General features: G+C 66.0%; 18 protein-coding genes. 9 read left to right on the forward strand and 9 right to left on the reverse strand.

The features are described from left to right. Positions 1-34: 34 nt before the first annotated feature. On the forward strand, positions 35-208 hold the full coding sequence (locus ACODTW_RS25570; protein WP_488948970.1) for a hypothetical protein: 174 nt from the start codon (positions 35-37) through the stop codon (positions 206-208). An 11-nt stretch (positions 209-219) separates the two neighbouring features. On the opposite strand, the gene ACODTW_RS25575 is transcribed toward ACODTW_RS25570, so the two are convergent. From ACODTW_RS25575 to recA, 4 genes are all read right to left on the reverse strand, one after another. Beyond that, entirely contained in the window at positions 220-501 is a 282-nt protein-coding gene (locus tag ACODTW_RS25575) for a virulence factor (RefSeq protein WP_488948971.1), read from the reverse strand. Then, positions 501-689, reverse strand: a complete 189-nt coding sequence (locus ACODTW_RS25580; RefSeq protein ID WP_488948972.1) for a DUF5397 family protein — start codon at positions 687-689, stop codon at positions 501-503. Before ACODTW_RS25580 ends, ACODTW_RS25575 begins: the two co-directional genes overlap by 1 nt. 130 nt (positions 690-819) lie before the next feature. Then, a complete protein-coding gene (alaS, locus tag ACODTW_RS25585) occupies positions 820-3495 on the reverse strand; it encodes an alanine--tRNA ligase (RefSeq protein ID WP_488948973.1) in 2676 nt (891 codons plus the stop codon). A 418-nt stretch (positions 3496-3913) separates the two neighbouring features. Beyond that, positions 3914-4990, reverse strand: a complete 1077-nt coding sequence (gene recA / locus ACODTW_RS25590) for a recombinase RecA (RefSeq protein ID WP_488948974.1) — start codon at positions 4988-4990, stop codon at positions 3914-3916. Positions 4991-5216: 226 nt separating this feature from the next. On the opposite strand from recA, the gene ACODTW_RS25595 reads away from it, so the two are divergent. The 8 genes from ACODTW_RS25595 to ACODTW_RS25630 all read left to right on the forward strand — a co-directional run bounded on the left by ACODTW_RS25595 (position 5217) and on the right by ACODTW_RS25630 (position 13292). Continuing rightward, positions 5217-5576, forward strand: a complete 360-nt coding sequence (locus ACODTW_RS25595; protein ID WP_488948975.1) for a hypothetical protein — start codon at positions 5217-5219, stop codon at positions 5574-5576. Further along, positions 5570-6916 carry a tetratricopeptide repeat protein gene (locus ACODTW_RS25600; protein ID WP_488948976.1) on the forward strand — a complete coding sequence of 449 codons (1347 nt, stop codon included), beginning with the start codon at positions 5570-5572 and terminating at the stop codon, positions 6914-6916. Before ACODTW_RS25595 ends, ACODTW_RS25600 begins: the two co-directional genes overlap by 7 nt. Positions 6917-6993: 77 nt before the next feature. After that, entirely contained in the window at positions 6994-9666 is a 2673-nt protein-coding gene (locus ACODTW_RS25605; RefSeq protein ID WP_488948977.1) for a PAS domain-containing hybrid sensor histidine kinase/response regulator, read from the forward strand. Further along, complete coding sequence (locus tag ACODTW_RS25610) at positions 9663-10094, forward strand: response regulator (RefSeq protein WP_488948978.1); 432 nt, start codon at positions 9663-9665, stop codon at positions 10092-10094. The genes ACODTW_RS25605 and ACODTW_RS25610 overlap by 4 nt, the downstream gene beginning before the upstream one ends. Positions 10095-10114: 20 nt before the next feature. Further along, on the forward strand, positions 10115-10870 hold the full coding sequence (locus tag ACODTW_RS25615) for a 5'-methylthioadenosine/adenosylhomocysteine nucleosidase (protein WP_488948979.1): 756 nt from the start codon (positions 10115-10117) through the stop codon (positions 10868-10870). 84 nt (positions 10871-10954) lie between these two features. After that, entirely contained in the window at positions 10955-11590 is a 636-nt protein-coding gene (locus ACODTW_RS25620; RefSeq protein WP_488948980.1) for an EF-hand domain-containing protein, read from the forward strand. A 293-nt stretch (positions 11591-11883) separates the two neighbouring features. After that, positions 11884-12363 carry a Dps family protein gene (locus tag ACODTW_RS25625; RefSeq protein WP_488948981.1) on the forward strand — a complete coding sequence of 160 codons (480 nt, stop codon included), beginning with the start codon at positions 11884-11886 and terminating at the stop codon, positions 12361-12363. A gap of 77 nt (positions 12364-12440) precedes the next feature. Then, the gene (locus ACODTW_RS25630) at positions 12441-13292 is read left to right on the forward strand and encodes an alpha/beta hydrolase (RefSeq protein ID WP_488948982.1); all 852 of its coding nucleotides are present in this window, start codon (positions 12441-12443) and stop codon (positions 13290-13292) included. Here the strand turns inward: ACODTW_RS25630 and ACODTW_RS25635 are convergent. The 5 genes from ACODTW_RS25635 to ACODTW_RS25655 are packed head-to-tail and all read right to left on the reverse strand — an operon-like array spanning position 13282 to position 17894. Further along, positions 13282-13788 (reverse strand): gluconokinase, encoded by a 507-nt coding sequence (locus tag ACODTW_RS25635; protein WP_488948983.1) that lies wholly within the window; start codon positions 13786-13788, stop codon positions 13282-13284. The genes ACODTW_RS25630 and ACODTW_RS25635 overlap by 11 nt on opposite strands. A gap of 11 nt (positions 13789-13799) precedes the next feature. Continuing rightward, complete coding sequence (locus ACODTW_RS25640) at positions 13800-14888, reverse strand: ABC transporter ATP-binding protein (protein WP_488948984.1); 1089 nt, start codon at positions 14886-14888, stop codon at positions 13800-13802. Positions 14889-14893: 5 nt separating this feature from the next. Further along, on the reverse strand, positions 14894-15733 hold the full coding sequence (locus ACODTW_RS25645) for a carbohydrate ABC transporter permease (RefSeq protein WP_488948985.1): 840 nt from the start codon (positions 15731-15733) through the stop codon (positions 14894-14896). 3 nt (positions 15734-15736) lie between these two features. Further along, positions 15737-16606: a carbohydrate ABC transporter permease gene (locus ACODTW_RS25650; protein WP_488948986.1), complete on the reverse strand. Its 870-nt coding sequence runs from the start codon at positions 16604-16606 to the stop codon at positions 15737-15739. Positions 16607-16646: 40 nt separating this feature from the next. Beyond that, on the reverse strand, positions 16647-17894 hold the full coding sequence (locus ACODTW_RS25655) for an ABC transporter substrate-binding protein (protein WP_488948987.1): 1248 nt from the start codon (positions 17892-17894) through the stop codon (positions 16647-16649). Between the last annotated feature and the right edge of the window lie 129 nt (positions 17895-18023).

The raw sequence follows: 18023 nt of genomic DNA on the forward strand, positions 1-18023 counted from the left end.
TACCCTTGAATTGCGGCAAGCCGGAGGACCGACCATGCGACAGGTTCTGGACAACGTCACCCCCGAACAACTGCCCGACATCCTGCGCCGACTGGGCATTGAGCCGGCACAGCGCCTGCGCGTCACCGTGGAGACGCTGGAAGAGGATGTGGTGATCGCCGATGCCGAGGAGGAACGCGCCTTCGACTGGGCGTTGGAGGATGCCTGAGGGGGGGGCGGTCAGGGAGATTTCACAATGCCCGTGAAATCTGACCAATGGTCGACCTTGAACGCTCTGATATCGCGGACGCAGGCCGGAAACCAGGGCAGTAGTTTTAGCGCCTGGATAGCCGCGAACAGGTTCGCCAGATCATCGCGCGATGTGATGTATAAGCTGCCCTGGACGCGGTCGAAGCCGAAGCGGGCAAGACAGGCACCGATATCCGAATAGGCCTGGGACACACCCCTGGGGTGACGCTGCGCCGTTTCCGCAACGACAAGGTCAAAGGCAATGGCAAACATCAGCGATCCCGGGGATCATCGAGAATTTCCGAAAGCCGGTAATCCAACTCCTCCCCGCTTTCCACCACGCGGATGCGCATGGAACGGTCGCCCCCCTCCAAACTGCTGCCGGCTGCAACGACCTCATAGACTGGCCCCAAAGGACCAAACCGGCGCCAAGTGCCAATCAGGGCCTGGGGTGTAGGCATCTGGCTATCCATTGGAAGCCTTCCTCTAATGGCGCAAACCTTCAGCAGTGTAGTCCACGCGCCCCCTGGAAGGAAGACGAAGCCTTCGCAGGCGGGGCCAGGAGTGTCGTCCCGGCCCCTGCCCTTTCGATCAACCCGCCAGGGCGGCCTCGACCGCGGCGATGGCGTCGGCGGCCTTGTCGCCGTCGGGACCGCCGGCCTGGGCCATGTCGGGACGGCCGCCGCCGCCCTTGCCGCCCATGGCGGCTGCTGCCACGCGGACCAGATCGACGGCACTGGCCTTGACCACCGCATCTTCCGTGACGCCGACCACGACCGACGCCTTGCCGTCAGCCACGGCGATGGCGACGACGACGCCGGTGCCGACCTGCTTCTTCAGCTCATCGGCGAACGGCTTCAGATCCTTGGCCGGCAGGTCGGCGACGACGCGGCCGATGAAGCCCAGACCATTGATCTGCTTCACTTCCGACGCCCCGCCGGAACCACCGCCACCCAGCGCCACCTGACGGCGCAGATCGGCCAGTTCCTTTTCCATCCGGCGGCGTTCTTCCAGCAGGCCGGTGACCTTGGCCACCACCTCACCCGCCGGCACCTTCAGCGCCTGGGCGGCATCCAGAAGACGGCCTTCCTGCTGTTCCAGATAGGCCAGCGCGCCAGCCCCCGTCAGCGCCTCGATCCGGCGGACACCGGCAGACACCGCCCCTTCCGACACGATTTTGAACAGGCCGATATCGCCCGTGCGGCGGACATGGGTGCCGCCGCACAGTTCGACGGAGAATTCCTTGTTGCCGGCCGCATCCACGCCACCCATGGAGACGACGCGCACTTCCTCACCGTACTTTTCCCCGAACAGGGCCATGGCGCCGACGGCGATGGCGGCATCGGGGGTCATCAGACGGGTGGTGACGTCGCTGTTGCCGCGGATGCGGGCATTCACCGTCGCCTCGACGTCGGCAATGTCATTGGCGGCCAGCGGGCTGGGCTGGGAAATGTCGAAGCGCAGCCGGTCGGCGCTGACCAGTGAGCCCTTCTGGGTGACGTGGTCGCCCAGGCGGCGGCGCAGCGCCTCATGCAGCAGGTGGGTGGCGCTGTGGTTGGCGCGGATGGCACCACGGCGAACCGTATCGACCTTCAGTTCGACGGCATCGCCCACGGCCAGGGTGCCCTTGGTCACCGTGCCGATATGGGCGAAGACGGCGCCCAGCTTCTTCTGCACGTCGCGCACGGTCACTTCCGCGCCCTTGGCGGAGACCATGGCACCGCAATCGCCAACCTGACCGCCGCTTTCGCCATAGAAGGGCGTCTGGTTGACGACGATCAGCACTTCCTGGCCTTCGCCAACGCTGGTCAGACGGTTGCCTTCCTTGTCCAGGATGGCGGTCACGGCGCCTTCAGCCAGTTCTGTGTCGTAGCCCAGGAATTCCGTGGCGCCCAGCTCGTCCTTCACTTCGAACCAGACACGTTCCGTTGCGGCCTCGCCCGAGCCGGACCAGGCGGCGCGGGCCTTCTTGCGCTGTTCCTCCATGGCGGCGTTGAAGCCGTCCACATCCACGGGACGGTTGCGGGTGCGCAGCACGTCCTGGGTCAGGTCCAGCGGGAAGCCATAGGTGTCATAGAGCGTGAAGGCGACATTGCCGGGCAGCGCTTCACCGGTGGCCAAGCCGCCTTCCGCCTCGTCCAGCAGCTTCAGACCGCGGTCCAGTGTCTGCTTGAAGCGGGTTTCTTCCAGGCGCAGCGTTTCGGTGATCAGCGCCTGTGCGCGCACCAGCTCGCCATAATGGCCGCCCATCTCCCGCACCAGGGCGGGGACCAGACGGTGCATCACGGGATCCTTGGCGCCCAGCATATGGGCATGGCGCATGGCGCGGCGCATGATGCGGCGCAGGACATAGCCGCGCCCTTCGTTCGACGGCATGACGCCGTCGGCGATCAGGAAGGAGCAGGAGCGCAGATGGTCGGCGATGACGCGGTGCGAGGTCACCTGCGGACCATTCAGGCTGGCGCCCGTCACTTCCGCCGACGCAGCCAGCAGCGCCTTGAAGATGTCAGTGTCATAATTGTCATGCACGCCCTGCATCACGGCGGCCAGACGTTCCATGCCCATGCCGGTATCGATCGACGGCTTGGGCAGGGGCACGCGTTCGAACCCGCCATCCTTGGACGGCATCTGTTCATACTGCATGAACACGAGATTCCAGATCTCAATGAAGCGGTCGCCATCCTGATCCGGGCTGCCCGGCGGGCCGCCGGCGATCTTGTCGCCGTGATCATAGAAGATTTCCGAGCAGGGGCCGCAGGGACCCGTATCGCCCATCATCCAGAAATTGTCCGAGGTCGGGATGCGGATGATGCGCTCGTCCGGCAGGCCGGCGATCTTCTTCCACAGATCGAACGCCTCGTCATCATTATGGAAGACGGTGGTCGTCAGCTTGTCGGCCGGAATGCCGAATTCCTTGGTGATCAGGTTCCAGGCCAGTTCGATCGCATCGGCCTTGAAATAGTCGCCGAAGGAGAAATTGCCCAGCATTTCGAAGAAGGTGTGGTGGCGGGCCGTGAAACCGACATTATCCAGGTCATTATGCTTGCCGCCAGCGCGCACGCATTTCTGCGAGGTGGTAGCGCGGCTGTAGGGCCGGTGTTCCTGACCGGTGAAGACGTTCTTGAACTGCACCATGCCGGCATTCGTGAACATCAGCGTCGGATCGTTGCGCGGTACCAACGGCGAGCTGTCGACAATGGCGTGGCCGTGCTTCCCGAAATAGTCGAGGAAGGTGGTGCGGATGTCGTTGACGGTCTTCTTGGACATGGGATGACGGCCTGATTGCATGGACACGACAAGGGGATGGCGGTTTTACCTTGGCCGACAGCACCCTGTCCATGCCCGGCTTCCTATAGGCGCCATGCCAGACCGCTTTTCACCCCGATAAGCATGTGCAACAGGATGCAACATCACGCCCCCCCTGAACCCGGAGTGGAATGCCCAGCCACTCCGAAAGCGAAAGAGGGAATGCAGGTCACCCCGCACTCCCCCTTCATTCGATCCATCCAGGACGGATCGAACTGCCTATTCCAATCTCCCTTGCTCGTGACCGATCAAGGGAGATTTCATGTTCCCTCAGGCGCCGGGCGGGCGCATCCGCGCCCTTGGCTTACGCCGCATGTGCGGCGGGCCGCCGGTCGGCGGCCTCCAATACGCCAAGGGTCAAGCCCTCGGCGGATTGGTATCATTCCGGGCTGGACGCCTCGCCATCGGTTTCCGGCGTGCCCATCATGGCGCCCGCCACGATGCCGGCATTGGCGCGGATCTTCTGTTCGATGCTGTCGGCCACGGTCGGGTTGGCGCGCAGGAAGGTCTTGGCATTCTCACGCCCCTGCCCGATACGCTGCCCGTCATAGGAGAACCAGGAGCCCGACTTGTCGACGACGCCGGCCTGGATGCCCAGATCCAGCAACTCGCCGACCTTCGACACGCCTTCACCATACATGATGTCGAATTCGACAACGCGGAACGGCGGCGCCATCTTGTTTTTCACCACCTTCACGCGGGTCTGGTTGCCCGTCACCGTCTCCCGGTCCTTGATGGCGCCGATGCGGCGGATATCCAGGCGGACGGAAGCGTAGAATTTCAGCGCGTTGCCGCCCGTCGTCGTTTCCGGATTGCCGAACATGACGCCGATCTTCAGACGGATCTGGTTGATGAAGATCACCAGACAGCGCGACTTGGAAATGGAGCTGGTCAGCTTGCGCAGCGCCTGGCTCATCAGGCGGGCATGCAGGCCGACATGGCTGTCGCCCATCTCCCCTTCCAGTTCGGCGCGCGGCACCAGGGCCGCCACCGAATCCACCACCAGCACATCGATGGCACCGGAGCGGACCAGCGTGTCGGCGATTTCCAGCGCCTGTTCACCGGCGTCGGGCTGAGAGATCAGCAGTTCGTCCACATCCACGCCCAGCTTGCGAGCATAGGACGGGTCGAGCGCATGTTCGGCATCGACGAAGGCGCAGACACCGCCATTCTTCTGTGCCTGGGCGATGGCATGCAGGGCCAGGGTGGTCTTGCCCGAGCTTTCCGGCCCATAAATTTCAATGATACGGCCCCGCGGGAAGCCGCCAATGCCCAGCGCGATGTCGAGGCCGAGGGAACCGGTGGAAACCACCTCCGTCTCCGTCAATGCCTCCTTGGCGCCGAGCTTCATGATCGAGCCCTTGCCGAACGCGCGTTCGATCTGGCCTAGGGCCGCATCCAGAGCTTTTTGTTTGTCCATGGGTGTTTCAACCAGACGGAGTGGAGCTGCCGACATATCTGTCCCCTACCTTCTCGCACGGATGTGCATGCCCGTTCAACTGCACCTGTTGTACCTTCTTTGTTCTCACCCGCCAAGCGCAAATGTTCTCATTCCGTTCACTTTGTTCCACCCCCTGACAGGCCGGACGGCGGGTAAGAAGGGGTATGGCCGTGCAAAGCAGGGGCATCGGGTCCGGAAATGGCCTATGCTGACCCGAAGGGTTCTCGGTGAAGGTTCCAGCATGTTGAATTCCAGAGGGAATCGCGTCCGTTCCACGCTGCTGTCGGCATTGCCGGCCCTGTGCCTGCTGGCATCGATTCCAGCCGGCGCGCAGAGCGCCGCGCCACCGTCCGACACCCCGAAGAAGACAGAGAGCAAGCCCGCCCCGGCGATGGAGGAGGAAATCATCGTCACCGGTCGGCATGGCGAACCCGATTTCCAGGAACAGAATGAATTTCACACCCAGGAATATCGCCGCCTGAAGGACATTTACGATCCCGACCCCCTGCCGGTGATCCGCAGCGACCGGCTGGTGCGCATGCCGGAGGCCACCAGCAGCACAGTGCAGGGCAAGCCGACCCTGACGGAAAAACAATGGTGAGCAGCCCACCGCCCGCCGATCTGGTCCGTGCCGCCCAGGCAGCCGGCGCACGCGGGGATGCCGATGGGGCCCTGTCGCTGTGGCGGCAGGTCCTGGCCGCTGCCCCGGATCATGCGGGCGCCCTGCTGATGCTGGGCGACGACGCCCGCCGGCGCGGTGCGGCCGATGAAGCGGAGGCGATGCTGTCGCGGGCCGTGGAGAAAGCCCCGCGCCTGGTGCCGGCGCGCTGCGCCCTGGCCAATCTGCTGTTACATACAGGCCGCGAAGCGGCGGCGGGCCCGCATCTGGCGGCCGCGCTGGAACTGGCGCCCGACCAGTCCTATGTCTGGCGCGATGCCGGGCTTTATCGACGCGTCACGGGCGATCCGGCCGGGGCATTGGCGGCATTCGACCATTGTCTGGAACGGGCGCCCGGCGACCCGTCCGCCCTGCTGGGCCGGTCGCTGGCGCTGCTGCGGCTGGGCCGCTGGGCAGAGGGATTCGCGGCCTATCACCATCGCTGGTCGGTATCCACCCGCCCGCCCCGCCACCAGACCCTGCCACCCTGGCAAGGGCAGAACCCCGACGGACGCCGCATCCTGGTCTGGCATGAACAAGGGGCCGGCGACACCATCATGTGTGCCCGGCTGACCCAGGCCCTGATCAAGACGGGGGCGGCGGTGATGCTGGAGGTGCCGGCGGCCCTGGCCCCGCTGTTCGCGGACGGACGCCATGGACAGGTGCTGATGCCGGGGGACCCCGTGCCGCCAGCCGATTTCCAGGTGCCGCTGCTGGACCTGCCCGGCCTGCTGGACCTGACGCCGCAGACCATCACCTGGGCCGGCCCCTATCTGTCGGCCGAGCCGGCACGCACCGCCCATTGGGCTGAACGACTGCCGAAGCGTTCCGGCCGGCCGCGCATCGGCATCAGCTGGGCCGGCAATCCGGCCCATCCGGGCGACCGCTGGCGTTCCCCCGGCCTGCCCCCGCTGCTGCCGCTGCTGGCCCGCACCGGCGCCGACTGGTACGCGATGCAGGTGGCCGCCGGCCATGAACAGCTGGCCGCCGCTGCCCTGCCCGGCCCCGTCACCGATCTGGCGCCGGACATCGGAGGATGGGCCGACAGTGCGGCCATCCTGGCCAACCTGGACCTGCTGATCGCGCCCGACAGCGCCCTGGCCCACCTGGCGGGCGCCATGGGCCGCCCCGTCTGGACCCTGATCGCCACCGACACCGACTGGCGCTGGCTGGAAGGCGGCAACCGCACCCCCTGGTATCCGTCCATGCGCCTGTTCCGCCAGCAGCGCTGCGGCGACTGGGCGGGGGTGGTTCAACGGATCAATGCCGCCCTGCCGCTGTGATCCCTCCTTGATCCGGGGCCGCCGGCACGGCACCATCGGCAGAGATCATGGCGCCGTTGCATCCGAAGGTAGGCATCTTGGACCTGGAAAGCCTGAGCATCGCTTTCGACATGCTGACCGACGGCGTCGCGCTGTTTGATGCGCAGGAAAAGCTGGTCCATGCCAATCCGGCCTTCCGCGCCCTGTTCCCGGCCACGGCCTGGCTGATGGTGCGGGGCGTGACGTTCGAAACGCTGCTGCGGTCTGGCATCAGCCTGGGCGACAACCTGCATGTGCGCGATCGCAACGTGGAGGAATATGTCGCCGAACGCATGGCCCTGTTTCGCAACCCTACAGGCGTGCCGGGCGAATTCCTGCTGACCGACGGGCGCTGGATCCGCGTGCATGACCGGCGCATGCCCGATGGCGGCACCCTGTGCCTGCGCTCCGACATCACTGAACTGAAGCAGCGTGAGGCGGACCTGCGCGAAAGCGAGCAGCGTTACCGCCAGCTTGTCGACCTGTCGCCGGACGGCATCGCCGTACATGACGCGCAGGGGCGTGGCCGCTTCGTCAATTCCGCCGGCCGCACCATCCTGGGCGTCGAGCGCAATGCCGACCCGGCCAATTTCCACATCATGGATTTCGTGGCGGCGGATGCACGGCCCCTGGCCGAGATGCTGTTCCGTCGCGTCACCGGCGGGGAACCGGTGATCCAGATGCGGCTGGACCTGACCAGCCATGACGGGCGCCATCTGCTGGTGGAACTGTCGGCCGTGCCGTTCCAGGCGGACCGGGAACGGCTGGTCCTTTGCCTGTTCCGCGACGTCACGCATGAGGCAGCTGCGTCGCTGCGCCTGCGCGAGAGCGAGGCCCGCGCCCGCTCCATCCTGGAAACGGCCCTGGACTGCATCGTCTCCATCGACGAGGACGGGGTGATCCTGGAGTTCAACCCGGCGGCGGAGCGCACCTTCGGCTGGACACGGACCGAGGCGGTGGGACGGTCGATGAGCGAGCTGATCGTGCCGCCCCATCACCGCGCCGGACACGATAATGGTCTGGCCCGGCTGAAATCCGGCGCCCCCGGCACCGTGCTGGGCCGGCGCATCGAGATCGAGGCCATGCGCCGCGACGGCACCGTATTTCCCATCGAACTGGCCATCACGGCCGTCCCGCTGGGACCGGGCAAGCGCTACACGGCCTATCTGCGCGACATCACCGAACGGCGTCTGGCGGAACGGGAGATCTGGGAGAAGACCCGTATCCTGGACAGCATGATGGACAATGTCGGCATCGGCATCGAGGTCTACGGCGCCGATGGCCGGTTGCTGGTCGCCAACCGCATGGTGGCGGAACTGCTGGACATTCCGCCCGGCGTGATGGTCCCCGGCCTGCATGACCGGGATCTGGTCCGCATCCTGGCCGAACAGGGCGAATATCCGGGCGAGACGGTCGAGGAGAGCCTGGCCGATTATGACCGCATCCGGCATGAGGGTGTCTATTTCAACGAACGCCAGCGACGCAATGGCACCTGGCTGCAGGTCCGGCATTTCCCCATGTCGGGTGGCGGATTCGTCGTGCTGTTCACCGATGTGACGGAGCAGAAGAAGCTGGAAAGCCAGTTGCTCCAGGCCCAGAAGATGGAGGCACTGGGGCAGCTGGCTGGCGGCATCGCCCATGATTTCAACAATATCCTGTCCGTCATCGGCGGCTATGCCGGCATGGCCAAGCAGGGCGTGCCCAAGGACAGCAATCTGGCATCATACCTGGGCAAGATCGGCCAAGGGGTGGAACGGGCAGCGGCCCTGACGCGCGAGCTGCTGACCTTCTCCCGCCAGAAGGGGGCGACGCCATCGCGCGTCATCGATCTGGGTGCGGTGCTGCGTGGACAGGAATTCCTGCTGAAGCCGCTGCTGGGTGCCACCATCGACCTGTCCCTGTCGGTGCCCCCCGCCCCCGTCTGGGTCGCCATCGATCCCGACATGGCCGCCCAGGCGCTGCTGAACCTGGCCATCAACGCCCGCGACGCCATGCCCGGCGGTGGCCCCCTGTCGGTGGCGCTGTCGGTGGAAGATGGCACGGCCCGACCCGTGGCCCTGCCTGAAGGGCGCTATGCTGTGCTGTCGGTCACCGACCGCGGCACCGGCATGCCGCCGGAACTGCTGGACCGCATCTTCGACCCGTTCTTCACCACCAAGCCGCCGGGTCAGGGCACGGGCCTGGGCCTTGCCATGGTCTATGGCACCGTGAAGCAGGCGGGCGGCACCATCCTGGTCGACAGCCAGCCCGGCCGCGGCACCCGGTTCACCCTGTGGCTGCCGCTGACCGGCAGCCCGGCCGGCGCCGACAGCGAAGGCATACCGGATATCCTGCCCCCGCCGCGCAGTGACCCCAGCCGATCCGCCACCATCCTGGTCGCGGAGGATGAGCCGGAACTGCTGACGCTGGTCACCCGCTTCCTGGAGGATGACGGCTATGTTGTGCGCGGTGCCGCCGACGGGGTGGAGGCGCTGGAACGGTTCGAGGAAGGCGGCATTGACCTGCTGCTGACCGATCTGGTGATGCCGGCCCTGGGGGGCGTGCGGCTGGCCCATCTGATCATGGAACTGGACAGCCATGTCGCTGTCCTGTTCATGACGGGATATCCCGGACGCGGGCATGCGGAGGTGGAGGATCTGCCCTCTGACATCCCCGTGCTGTACAAACCCATCGACCCCGACACTTTACGGCGTGCGGTAGCAGAGGCCCTGGCACGCGGGAGAGAGACATGAGCCGCATGTACGTGCCCGAGGACCCGATCCGGTCGCTGCGCATTCTGGTGGTGGAGGATCAGCAGCAGACCCGGGTCTGGATCCTGGACGTGCTGAAACAGATCGGGGTGCGGGAGGCGCTGGCCGCCAATGATGGCAGCGAAGCGCTGGATATCGTGCATCGCGATCCCGGTGCCGTCGATCTGGTCATCTGCGACTGGGCCATGCCGCGCATGAACGGCATGGACCTGCTGGCCGCCGTGCGCAATCTCCGTCCCGACCTGCCCTTCATCATGGAAACGGGGCACGGCACCAAGGATCATGTCCTGGCCGCCCGCGCCCAGGGTGTTGACGCCTTCATCGTCAAGCCGTACAGCGCAGCCCAGCTGGAGGTGCGGATCCGCACCATCGCCAAGAATATCCGTCCCCGCGGCCCCGCCCGCCCCTGACCCTTCATTCCGGAGCCGTGATGTCCGTTCAAGAAAAACCCCTGGGTCTGATCTGCGCCATTCCCGAGGAGACGGCGGCGCTGGCCGGACATTTCACGGAAGGCAGGCGGGAAGAAATCGCAGGCTTCCGTTTCATCACCGGCCATCTGGACGGCCGCGCCACGGTGCTGGTGGAAGCGGGTATCGGCAAGGTCAATGCCGCGGTCGTGGCGACGCTGCTGCTGCACCGGTTCGGCGTGCGCGGTCTGCTGTTCTCCGGCGTGGCGGGCGGCATCGATCCTGACCTGCATGTCGGTGATGTGGTCATCGCCGACCGCCTGGTCCAGCATGATTACGGTGCCCTGGCCGATGGACGGCTGAAGCCCTATCAGCCGGGCGTGCCGCCCCTGCCCGGTTTCGACGACAGTTTCGGCTATGGGCTGGATCCGGACCTGCGGGAGAAGGTGACGTCGGTGCTGGCGGGGCTGGACCTGTTTCCCCCGGCCGAGACGACGCGGCAGCCGGTCTGGTGCTTCGGCACCGTGCTGACGGGCGACCATTTCCTGAACTGTACGACCACCCGCGCCGACCTGTCGGCCCGATTCCAGGCCCAGGCCGTGGAAATGGAAGGCGCCGCCCTGGCCCAGGTGGCGGAAAAATTCAGCGTGCCGCTGATCGTCGTGCGGGCCCTGTCGGACCTGGCCGGGGCCGAAAGCCATCTGGACTTTCCCACCTTTGCCCGCAACGCGGCGCGCAACGCCGCCCTGATCATCCGGCGCATCATCCAAATATTCTGAAATGATTTCGAAAGAAACGGCGACAGGAAGTCAAAGATTGCTCCGTTGAAAGCATGGGTCCGGCAAAACCCAAAGGAGCAACCCATGAGCATCAGCAGCATCAGCAGCATCAGCAGCAATGCCTATGCTTCGTCCGGCGTCAGCCGGCAGCAGGCAGCGCAGCAGCGGTTCCAGACCGCCGACACCGACCAGTCCGGTGGCCTGTCGCTGGAGGAATTCCAGGCCGCCGGCCCGAAGGACGCCAATGCGGCCAATCGCCCGGCCGGCGGCCCCAGCGCCGAGGACATGTTCAAGTCCATCGACGCGGACAGCGATGGTTCCGTCACCCAGGCGGAAATGGAATCGTCCTTCCAGCGCATGCATAGCAAGACGCGCGGCGCCCTGCTGTCGGCCCAGGAAGAAGCCAGCGGTACCACCGACAGCAGCAGCACGACGGCCAGCGCCGAAGCCTTCGGCGGTGCCGGTGGCCCGCCGCCGGGTGGTCCGCCCCCGGGTGGTCCGCCCCCGGGTGGTCCGCCGCCCGGTGGCAGCGAATCCGGCAGCAGCGAGGACAGCAGCACCGATGTTGCCAGCCTGCTGAGCAGCAGCACCGACAGCAGCAGCAGCGATGAAGACGATCCCATCGCCCAGCTGATCAGCCAGCTGCAGACGGCGATCGCCAATTACAGCCAGAAGAACAGCTCCGGCACGTCGTCCAGCACGACCGCCGCCGTGGCCTGATCTCTCCTGTTGGCGGTGACCATCGCCGGTCACCGCCTGGCTGGCACAGTCCTGAACAGAGCTTGGTTTGGATGGAACGTTCGCATGCCTCCATCTGAACCGGCGGGGGCGCCACCCGCCCCCGACACTTGGGGGTATTGTCACCGCGCGTCACTGCGCCGGATGGCAATACCCCAAATTTTTCGAAGCCTGATCAAGCACTTTCGCCCTTGATGGGCCGCTTGCCCCACCTTGCCTTTCCCGTCACACTGCCCATCTGTCGAATAGACTTCACGGAAAAGACGAGGCGACACATGGCCAGCGCACCCGCCATCAATATCGGTATCACGGACGAAAACCGCGCCCGTATCGCAGAGGGCCTGTCGCGCCTTCTGGCCGACAGTTACACGCTGTACCTGAAGACGCACAATTTCCATTGGAACGTCACGGGCCCGATGTTCAACACGCTGCACACCATGTTCATGGCGCAGTACACCGAACTGCACACGGCCGTGGATGACATCGCCGAACGTATCCGCGCCCTGGGCTTTCACGCGCCCGGCAGCTACAGCCAGTTCGCCAAGCTGACCAGCGTGGCCGAGGAAACCGGCGTGCCCAAGGCCCAGGACATGATCCGCCAGCTGGTGGAAGGGCACGAGACCGTATGCCGCACGGCGCGCAGCGTGTTCCCCATCGTGGAGGAAGCCAGCGACGAGCCGTCGGCCGACCTGTTGACCCAGCGCATGCAGATCCACGAAAAGACCGCCTGGATGCTGCGGTCGTTGCTGGAATAGTAGATCGTCCCCTTGGCAAGCGTGACGGAAACGGGCCCAATACGGGCCCGTTTCCATGTCCGGACCCAAGGCCCGCCTTGTACGCGCTGTTCTCCCTGATCCTGGCCTGGCTGGCCTATGCTTTCTGGTTCCGCTCGAACCAGGACAGGCTTGTGTTCCGCCCGCACCGGGGGGCCGTGGCGATGGCCGATTGTGGATTGTCCGACTTCACCAATGTCTGGACCGCCACCCCCGACGGGATGACGCTGGAGGGCTGGTTCCGGCCGGCAGATGGGCTGACCAAGCCCACCATTCTGATTCTGCCCGGCCGCAATGGTCATCCCGGCATGCTGGGCGACAGGGCCCGGCTGCTGGCCGATGCCGGCTATGGCGTGCTGCTGGCCTTTTATCGCGGCTATGGCGGCAATCAGGGCCAGCCCACGGAAGCCGGTCTGCTGACCGATGCCCGTGCCTGGGCGGATTTCCTGGTGCAGCGGGGGATTTCCGGCGGCAGGCTGGTGCTGTATGGGGCCGAGGCCGGTTGCTTTCTGGCGGCCGGGCTGGCGGCGGACCGGTCGGTGGCGAAGCTGGTGCTGGAAGCGCCCTTCCCCAGTCTGGCCGCCCTGCTGTCCCCCCGTTTTCCGCTGCTGCCGCTGCACGGTCTGCTGCGCCACCGGTTCGAGCTGACATCGTTTCTGCCGCACATTCAGGCGCCCGTCCTGATCCTGCATGCCGGGGCCGACCGGGCCGTGCCCGTGGCCCTGGGACGGTGCATTGATGCGCTGCTGCCGTCCGCTCCCCACAGTTTTCGTCCCGAGGGCGTGGCCGCAGACAGGCTGGTGGCGGCGGGAGGCGACCGGGCCCTGCTGGGCTTCCTGGGGGGAGAGGTGGCGGCGCCCACGCTGGATCAGAAGCCGGCCGGCGGCCGGGCATTGATGGTCAAGCCGTGATGAAGCGCAGCGCGGCCGCCAGCAGGTCCGGCATCGGCCGCTGCAGGTCCAGCGTCAGGGTCAGCGGTTCCCCCGTCGGCGGTTCCAGCGTGTCCAACTGGCTGTCCAGCAGCGACAGCGGCATGAAATGGCCCGGCCGCGCCGCCATGCGGTCGGCCAGAAGCGCACGCGGCCCGTGCAGATGGATGACAACCAACGGCACCCCGTCCGCCCGCAGCATGTCGCGGTAGCGCCGTTTCAGGGCGGAACAGGCGACCACCAGCCCCGCCCCGGTCCGGCCGGAATCCCGGATCAGGGCGGCGATGGCTGCCAGCCAGCCTTGGCGGTCGGCATCGGTCAGGGCAATGCCGGCCTGCATGCGGGCGACATTGTCCGGCGGATGCAGCCTGTCCCCTTCCAGAAAGGTGACACTCAGCGCATCGGCCAGCGCCGCCCCCAGGGTGGATTTGCCGCAACCGCTGACGCCCATCACCAGCACCAGCGGGGCGCCTGCCATCTTTCCATCCGTCAATTCAGCCGCCTTCCATCCTCACCCGTTTCAAACAGGCTAGCCGATGCGCCATCCAGGCGCAGGCCGACCGTCTGTCCGGCCGACAGGGCCACGCCGGGCGGCATGCGCGCCGTCACCTCCTGCCCCGCCAGCCGGATCAGCACATAGGTGTCGGGGCCCGTCGGTTCCGTCATCAGCACCTGACCCTGGCAGGTCGCGGCCTCTCCCGCCGGGGCCAGGGTCAGATGTTCCGGCCGCAGGCCCAGGACCAGCGACATGCCCACGCGCAGGCCGACACCCACCGGCAGGCCCGGCAGCGGCAGGACGATCTGCCCCAGCCGCAGCCCCGGCAGGTCATCCACCAGCGCCAGTTCACCTTCCAGGAAATTCATGGTGGGCGCGCCGACGAAGCCCGCTACAAAGCGGTTGGCCGGCCTGGCATAGACCGTTTCCGGCCGGTCGCATTGCTGCACCCTTCCCTTGTTCATGACCACGATGCGGCTGGCCAGCGTCATCGCCTCCACCTGATCATGGGTCACATACAGGGTCGTGCGGCGGGACCGTTCATGCAGACGCTTCAGTTCCACGCGCATGTCAGCGCGCAGCTTGGCATCCAGGTTGGACAGCGGCTCGTCCAGCAGGAAGACCTGCGGTTCGCGCACCAGGGCGCGGCCGATGGCCACCCGCTGCTGCTGCCCGCCGGAAAGCTGCGACGGTTTGCGGTCCAGCAGATGTTCGATCTGCAGCAGTTTGGCCACGCCGGCCACCTTGCCCTCGATCGCAGCGCGGTCCAGGCCGCGCATCTTCAGCCCGAAACCGATATTCCGGCGCACCGACATGGTCGGGTACAGCGCATAGGACTGGAACACCATGGCGATGTCGCGCGCGTCGGGTTCCAAAGCCGTCACGTCGCGGTCGCCGAAATGGATGCGCCCGCCGGACGGTTCCTCCAGCCCGGCCACGATGTTCAGCAGCGTGGACTTGCCACAGCCCGACGGGCCCAGCAGGACCAGGAATTCCCCCGGCTCGATATCCAGATCGATCTGTTCCAGGATCAGGGTGGAGCCGAAGCTCTTGGCGATTTCATGCAGGCGCACGCGTTGCATCGGGTTCATCCCTTCACGGCCCCGGCCGCGATCCCGCGCACGAACAGGCGTCCGGACAGGAGATAGACCAGGATGGTGGGCAGGGCGGCGATCATGGTCGCCGCCATATTGACATTGTATTCCTGCGGTCCGAACTGCGACCCGGCCAGCACGTTCAGCGCCACGGTCACCGGCTGCCGCCCCGGTCCCGCAAAGGTCAGGCCCAGGATGAAATCGTTCCAGATATAGGTGAATTGCAGCACCAGGGCGACGGCGCAGACCGGCAGCGACAAGGGCAGCATCACATACCAGAAGGTGGCCAGGAACCCCGCCCCGTCAATGCGCGCCGCCTTCAGCAGGTCACGCGGCACCGACAGGAAGAAATTGCGGAACAGCAGCGTGACGAAGGCCAGGCCCCAGACCGTATGCGCAAACACCAGCCCGCCCAGCGTGCCGAACAGCCCCAGTTCGCGCACCAGCACGATCATGGGGTAAAGCGTCACCTGTGGCGGGATGAACAGGCCGATCAGCAGGGCTGCGAACAGCATGTCCACCCACCGGGCCGCACGCAGGCTGAGCGCGTAACCCGTCAGCGCCCCCAGACCCAGGGAGCAGAACAAAGCCGGCAGCACGATGGCAAAGGAATTGCCGAACCAGACCGACAGGCCCCGGCAATCCCCGGAGATGCAGGCCCCGCCCCAGGCCCGGGCCCAGGCGGCAAGCGTCGGTTCCTGCGGCAGCGCGAACAGGCTGCCCTGGTTGATCTCAGCTAGGGGCTTCAGGGAGGTCGACAGCATGACCAGCAGCGGGAACAGCACCATCAGGGCCGCAATGGACAGCATCAGGTAAAGCGGTAAACGCCGCATGGTTCAGCCCCCCTTCTTCTGCCGGATTTCGGCATAGAGATAGGGGCCGACCACGGAAGCGATGGTGGCCAGCATCATGCAGGCGCCGGCAGCACCCAGGCCCAGTTCCTGCCGGTTCAGAATATGCTCCATCACGAAACGCGCCGGCAGGTCCGACGAGAAGCCGGGACCGCCGCCCGTCAGCGCCACCACCAGATCGAAGGATTTCACCACCAGGGAGAACAGCAGGATGCCGGCCGTGAAGAAGACCGGGCGCAGCATGGGCGTGACGATGGAAGCATAGACCCGCCAGGTGGGGATGCCATCGACCTTCGCCGCCTTCCAGATATTGGGATCGACGCCGCGCAGGCCAGCCAGGAACAGGGCCATGCACAGACCCGATTGCTGCCAGATGCCGGCCAGCGCCACGGTGTAGATGGAACGGTCGGCGCGGACCAGCCAGTTGAAGGCGAATTCCTCCCAGCCTAAGCCGCGCACCGCCTGCTGAATGCCCAGGCCGGGATTCAGCATCCATTGCCAGATGATGCCCGTGACCACAAAGGACATGGACAGCGGCAGCATGAAGATGGTGCGGTACAACCCCTCCGCCCGCACGCCGCGGTCGATCAGGATGGCCAGCAGATAGCCCAAGGTCAGGCAGCCCGTGATGAACAGGGCGCCGTAGATCGCCATATTGCCCAACGCCGTCCACCATCGGGCCGACGCGAACAGCCGTTCATACTGAAGCAGCCCGACGAAATCCCAGTTGGGCAGCAATTGCGAGCCGGTCAGGGAAATGGCGAAGGTCCAGGCGATGAACAGATAGAAGCAGACGAAGGTGATCAGCCCCGCTGGCAGCAGGGCGATGGTGGGTGCCCGTTGCGATGGCTTCATCCCGTCCTCCCTTTGTCGTTATTGTTGCTGGCGGTCCGGGTCAGCGGAAGGCCAGGATGGATTTGCGCAGCAATGCCTGTCCCTCTTCCGGGGTCAGGCGCGGGTCGTTCCAGAATTGCGAAATGGCGTCATCCACCGCCCCCGCCATGCCGCCCGACAGGCCCATACCGGTGGAGGCGAGGTTGGTTTGCGGGTCGCGGATCAGGGCCATGGCCTGTTTCGCGCAGACATCGAACCCGTCATCGGGCAGGTCGGTGCGCACAGGGATGGAGCCCTTGGCCTGGTTCAGACGAGCCTGCACGTCGCGGTCCATCATCACCGACACGAAGCGCGTCTGCGCGTCGGCGATGGCAGCGTCGCGCGGCTGGGAGAAGGCGAAGGCGTCCACCACCATGATGTAGGCGGGGTCCGGGGCCGGCGCCAGGGCGCAGCCGATCTGCACCCCCGGCTCCATCCCCGCCGCCCTGATATCGCCCTTGGCCCAGTCGCCCATGAACTGAAAGGCCGCATCGCCGCGCATCAGCATGGCCGTCGCCTGGTTCCAACGCCGACCGGGGCTGCCTTCATCGACGAAGGGGCGCAGACTGGCATAGGTGCGGAAGGCCGACAGCATCGTGTCGGACTCCAGCGCGGCTGGGTCCATCGCCTCGTAGACGCGGCGGTAGAAATCGCGCCCGCCGACGCCCAGTAGGACGGCGTTGAACAGCAGGCGTTCCTGCCAGGGCTGGCCGCCCAGCGCGATGGGGGTCTTGCCCATCGCCTTCAGCCGCTTGGCCGCATCCAGGAATTCCGCCCAGGTCGCCGGCACGGACAGCCCGGCCTGTTGCAGCAGGGCCGCATTGTAGAACATCCAGTTCTCGCCATGGATGTTCAGCGGTGCCGCCCGATAGCGGCCCTGATATTTCGCCGCGCGGGCCAGCAGGGGCGGCAGCACAAGGTCCCATTCGGCATCCGCCCCCGGCACGGGCGCGACCAGCCCATGCGCCGACAGTTCGGTCAGTTGTGAGCCCAGGGAGAAAAGGAAGACCGGCGGCGGGTTGCCGCCCAGGATGCGATTGACGGCAGCGGCGCGGGCCGACGACCCACCCGGCACCGGCGCATCACGCCAGACCCCGCCCTGGGCGCGGTAGGCGTCGCGCACCACGGCCAGCGATGCGGATTCCCCGCCGGAGGTCAGCCAGTGCATCACCTCCAGCGCCGGCGCCTCTGCCGCAGCGCTTTCCAGGGCCAGCCAGGAAACCGCCAGAAGCCCCGCCGCAGCGCAGCATGATTTGAGCGTGACCTTCATCGCGCCGCACAATCCAAAACGTTTCGATTTGTGTGCAGTATGGGCAGGAACCAGGGAATGTCAAACGCGGAAAAATGCGTTTAGGCCAAGATTCACCCTGGACAGGTATTTTTCGAAACGTTACGATTT

This window comes from Niveispirillum sp. FG148 (assembly GCF_057809655.1).

What these genes read in the sequence shown, in the direction of transcription:
- ACODTW_RS25595 (WP_488948975.1), top strand. Translation starts at nt 5,217, where the DNA reads ATGTTGAATTCCAGAGGGAATCGCGTCCGTTCCACGCTGCTGTCGGCA.
- ACODTW_RS25580 (WP_488948972.1), bottom strand. Translation starts at nt 689, where the DNA reads ATGCCTACACCCCAGGCCCTGATTGGCACTTGGCGCCGGTTTGGTCCT.
- alaS (WP_488948973.1), bottom strand. Translation starts at nt 3,495, where the DNA reads ATGTCCAAGAAGACCGTCAACGACATCCGCACCACCTTCCTCGACTAT.
- ACODTW_RS25615 (WP_488948979.1), top strand. Translation starts at nt 10,115, where the DNA reads ATGTCCGTTCAAGAAAAACCCCTGGGTCTGATCTGCGCCATTCCCGAG.
- ACODTW_RS25575 (WP_488948971.1), bottom strand. Translation starts at nt 501, where the DNA reads ATGTTTGCCATTGCCTTTGACCTTGTCGTTGCGGAAACGGCGCAGCGT.
- ACODTW_RS25620 (WP_488948980.1), top strand. Translation starts at nt 10,955, where the DNA reads ATGAGCATCAGCAGCATCAGCAGCATCAGCAGCAATGCCTATGCTTCG.
- ACODTW_RS25640 (WP_488948984.1), bottom strand. Translation starts at nt 14,888, where the DNA reads ATGCAACGCGTGCGCCTGCATGAAATCGCCAAGAGCTTCGGCTCCACC.
- ACODTW_RS25600 (WP_488948976.1), top strand. Translation starts at nt 5,570, where the DNA reads ATGGTGAGCAGCCCACCGCCCGCCGATCTGGTCCGTGCCGCCCAGGCA.
- ACODTW_RS25625 (WP_488948981.1), top strand. Translation starts at nt 11,884, where the DNA reads ATGGCCAGCGCACCCGCCATCAATATCGGTATCACGGACGAAAACCGC.
- ACODTW_RS25655 (WP_488948987.1), bottom strand. Translation starts at nt 17,894, where the DNA reads ATGAAGGTCACGCTCAAATCATGCTGCGCTGCGGCGGGGCTTCTGGCG.
- ACODTW_RS25645 (WP_488948985.1), bottom strand. Translation starts at nt 15,733, where the DNA reads ATGCGGCGTTTACCGCTTTACCTGATGCTGTCCATTGCGGCCCTGATG.
- recA (WP_488948974.1), bottom strand. Translation starts at nt 4,990, where the DNA reads ATGTCGGCAGCTCCACTCCGTCTGGTTGAAACACCCATGGACAAACAA.
- ACODTW_RS25610 (WP_488948978.1), top strand. Translation starts at nt 9,663, where the DNA reads ATGAGCCGCATGTACGTGCCCGAGGACCCGATCCGGTCGCTGCGCATT.
- ACODTW_RS25570 (WP_488948970.1), top strand. Translation starts at nt 35, where the DNA reads ATGCGACAGGTTCTGGACAACGTCACCCCCGAACAACTGCCCGACATC.
- ACODTW_RS25635 (WP_488948983.1), bottom strand. Translation starts at nt 13,788, where the DNA reads ATGGCAGGCGCCCCGCTGGTGCTGGTGATGGGCGTCAGCGGTTGCGGC.
- ACODTW_RS25650 (WP_488948986.1), bottom strand. Translation starts at nt 16,606, where the DNA reads ATGAAGCCATCGCAACGGGCACCCACCATCGCCCTGCTGCCAGCGGGG.